Origin of the sequence: Aquicoccus sp. (assembly GCF_041686535.1) — a bacterium.
Classification (GTDB): domain Bacteria; phylum Pseudomonadota; class Alphaproteobacteria; order Rhodobacterales; family Rhodobacteraceae; genus Aquicoccus.
In genome coordinates this window covers 1-4,055 of record NZ_JAWLDS010000164.1, presented here as the reverse complement: position 1 = coordinate 4,055, position 4,055 = coordinate 1, and the positions used below count along the sequence as shown (strand labels likewise).

Genomic DNA, 4,055 nt, shown 5'->3' with positions numbered 1-4,055 from the left:
CCCGACCGTGATAATCTCCGACATGACCGTCCTCCTTTTTGGATCATCATAGACCCACCTTGGCACATTGATGCCGTCGGGGGGCGGTCACATCATCAACGCCGTGCCGATTGAAAAAGATATGCAGTCTTACAATGAAATGCATCCTTCCCGGAAGGAAAGGATGCATTTTGCCCTCCTGATCAGGTCAGCAGATCACTCCGTACCGGGCTGCTCCGCACCACCACCCAGATCGAATTCGAAGGCCAGCCAGCCACCGGCCCCCGCGTCACCATCGGTTCGGTCGTGAAATCCGATCCCGGAAACCTGCAGGGGACGCAACTGGAAGTCTCCCAGCGACACCCGTGGCGCCGGAATGGCCGGCGGCGCAACGACGAACCCGTCCGACAAGATGTTGCCGACCAGGCCCGCGATCAGATCGCGCCAAAACAGGTCGAACTCATGATCCGACCGGTGCTGACCGTCGCTCGTCAATGCGCCAAGCCCGGTCAGCAACTCCTGGAATTGCTCTGGCTCCAGGCCTGATGGCGTGGGACCCGTGTTGGTCAGTCCGGTGCGTTGGGTCACGGCAATCTCGAAGTGACCGTCACATTCCATGAACCGGGTCCCGCTTGGCGAGCAGCCGGTCGGGTTCGCAAGCGCGATCTGCACCGCGCGCCCGCCCTGGGCCGAGGCCAGATTGGCACGGGCGATCACGCCACCGCGCAGAACGATCTTGCTGTCATACCGATCAGTCATGTCGAACTCGACCTCGACTGGCCCGGATTCAATGAACAGGCCGCCCGCCTCGCCGTAGTGCGTCAGGCGCGGCGGCGCCAGCAGTCGCAGCCGCAGTCGCGAGCCTATGAGCGCGATTGCGGCCTTCGCTGTCTCCATTTCGGTGTCGAAGAAGTCCGCGGCGACAATCGTCTCGGCGAGATTGAGATCGGCCTGGAACACACCCGCGGCAAAGAGTTCCGCAGCGACCTGATTGAGGAGGTTCAGATGGATCACGCCCTGAAGATCCCGGTTGCCCGAGCCGAATACGCGCAGCAGGTCGGGATCGGAGAGGTCCCGCGTGGTCCCGTCGAGAGTCGCACCGATGTCGAGGTCGAGAAGTCCGCCCAGAAAGTTCGGGGCCGCTTCGACCGCGCCGTCGCTCTCCGATCCGCGCAGACGAAGCGAAGGCGAAAGGGTGGTGTCGATCCGGCTGTTCGCGATACCGGCGTTGCCGACATTCAGCACGATGCGCCCTTCCAGCACTCGGTCCGCGTTCACGGGATCGGGCAGTGAAAAACCGAAATCCTGCCAGTTCCCGCCCAGCTCGACGCCGATTTCGATGAGGTCGCCCCCGGTGTCGATCGCGCGTAGAGGCGGCTCGGGAACCTGGTCCAGCCGGCAGCTCAGCGGATCGTCATCGTGACGTGTGCAGCCCACGATCTCGGTCAGCAGAACCTTAACCTTCTCCTCGACGGTTTTGAGTATTCGGGGACGCACCGCGGCGTCCACATCATCTTCAGAAGGCGATTGAATGTCCAATTGCAGTCGATCGACCACGCGGATTTCATCTGTCGTCAGAACGACGCTGAATCCGCCGGCCGTGGTGAGCCTCATGGGCAGGATGACTTCGACGGCCCCGCCGATCCTGACCGAGCTGTCGGAGAGAACAGGCGTGTCCACTTCGATCTCGCCGGTCAGGGGCGCGCGGACGATCACGTCCAGTCGATCGGACCGGGGATCGAGGCCAAAAGAAACGCGCCTCGGCAAAACGCTCCCGGTGACATCCGAGGTGATGGTGAAAGTGAACGGGTCGGGCAGTATGTCGCTGACCGCCGTCTCCTCAACGGCTTCGGTCCCAAGCTCCAGATCGTACCCCGCGAGATCCAGAAGCGCCGGCGCGCGCTGCAAGAGTTCCAACAGGCTGTCGATCGGCTGCCGCGCATCGACCAGAAGCGAGCGGCCTGCCTGAAGGCGCAACTCGCGACGACCCATGATGGCATCGTCGTCGAACGGATGAACGGAGTTGTAGTCACGCCCGATCACCACTGCGCGGACTGCCCGGCGGGAATTTCCCCCGGTATCCGTCGCGGTGACCGTGATCAGGTTCAGGCCCGGTGCGAAGGGCAGATCACTGAAAAACCTTGTGCGGTCCTGGCCGTCCTGATCGGAGAGCCGCGCGGCCACTGACCAGTGACCGTTGCTCACCTGCACATCACGCAGCCTTTCGGAAGCCTTGGAGATCGACCCCTCGATGGGAACAACCGGCTGATCCCACTGAAGTTGACCTTCGGGCGGGAACGAGATCGAGATCTCGGGCGCGATCGCCTCCTCGGCGATTTCGACGGTCACCGCATCGCATCGGGTGGCGCCCTGCCCGCCCGATAGTGATACGCGAAAGGTAAAAACGCCGGTCTGTCGGGGCCTGTAGACCGCGACATGACCCGTGCCCCGCACCCACTGCGCGGTGTCTTCGATCGAGAAGGCTTCGAACCCCAGCGGCGTCAGGGACACGGCATCGCAGCTGACTCTGCCGCGATATACGAGGATCTGCGGGGCATCCAGTGCGATGGGGCTTTCCGCGTCTTCGGCAAACGCCGCCGCCACGATCCGAAGGGGCCTGCCCAGCTCGAACATGCCGGCCGGACGGTCAACATCGTCACGCAGCGCCAGAACGCGCGTCGTCGCGATTTCGGGCGCACGGGCCACCGCCACGCCCGGACGCTGGGTCAGTCCTGCCGCATCCGCTGCGTCGGCGGGAATACAGGCGAAGACATAGAGGCCGATCTGCTCCAGCCTGCCCCGCGCGCTTGGACCTGTCGCCACAGGATTTCCATTGCCGTCCACGAATACAGGAGCGGGACCGCGCTGCAAGGTGACCGCCCAATCCAGATCAGCCACCGGGCGTCCATCAGGCAGCATGAACAGCTCCTCGCCCGCCGGACCGCGCAGGGTACAACGCACCGTGATTTCCGACCCCAGCGGCACATTGTTCGGGTCGTCTACCCCCGCGATCGCCACCGTCAGAATTGGCTGGTCCTGTGCATGGACCGTTTGCACCCCAAGCAGGACCAAGGCCACTGCCAGCACCGCGTGCCAGATTCCGTCACAAAACGTGTTGGCCCGCGGCCGCAGCGAGGGTTTGCAAGGAAGCATCGTCTGGCCCTTCCGTATCTGGCTCTCTCCATCAAGGCAGATTGCTTCAATCCCTTGAGTGAGCGATGGCGGTGCGCCTTTAGCTGAGACAAAAATCGAGTATTCACCGCTTAACCGAGACCACTGAACCCACCAAACATACCAGGCATGGTCATTGGAATGACGAGGCGCGACAGAATATCTTGGCCGACATTCCCCGAGTAACCTGCTGTCTTATCTAAAGATCACCTGACGAGGCACGCAAATCAAGTGTTTTTTGCCCCGAGCTGTGTTCGCGGTCCGCCTTGATGATGTGACAGCTCTGACGGCATCAACTCACCAAAGGTGCGTCTGCGATATTCCACAACGGAGGACGGTCATGTCGGAGAATATCACGGTCGGGCTCGTCCTGGCGAAGAATGTAGCCCAGGCGCATGGAGCCGATGCCACGGACAAGACAGTGCTACGCGTCAAAAGGGGCAATCTTTCGGGACCGGGCGCGACACCTCCTGCCTGGCTGCAGGTGTTCTCGGACGGGGGTATTCCCGGTCATCCGGCGGTGTTGGCGCGGTCGGGGCCGTGGATGGCGCGGCGGCGTCAAGCCGTCCCGAGACGGTATTTTCATCCGGCGCAGGTTAGTGATGCGGTCAGCAAAAGCGGGATGGGAGCTGAATATCGAGAATGGCCATATCCTGCTGATCGCCTTGTCCGGGGCAATCCTCGCCAAACGCTCGAGCGCGGAGACCAGGTCTTCGGGCGTGCCCATCATTACGGCCGCGGCACGGTCGGCCTCGAACTCGCGCACGCGCAAGACCGTGCTCACGAGGCCGGACATCAGGAGCTGGTATTCTCGCGCCTGGGCGGCTGGCAAGACGTATTGGAGTTCAGCAATTTTCCAGCCAAAGAGTGAAACGCGAACGACTATCTTGTCCGCGAACTGTGAA

At 62.4% G+C, this 4,055-nt stretch carries 2 protein-coding genes; both read right to left on the bottom strand.

Going from position 1 to position 4,055, the window contains the following annotated elements:
* Positions 1 to 195: 195 nt before the first annotated feature.
* A complete protein-coding gene (locus ACESL9_RS17310) occupies positions 196 to 3,132 on the bottom strand; it encodes a hypothetical protein (protein WP_372675331.1) in 2,937 nt (978 codons plus the stop codon).
* 442 nt (positions 3,133 to 3,574) lie between these two features.
* Positions 3,575 to 3,946, bottom strand: a complete 372-nt coding sequence (locus ACESL9_RS17305) for a M48 family metalloprotease (protein WP_372675332.1) — start codon at positions 3,944 to 3,946, stop codon at positions 3,575 to 3,577.
* Positions 3,947 to 4,055: the final 109 nt, after the last annotated feature.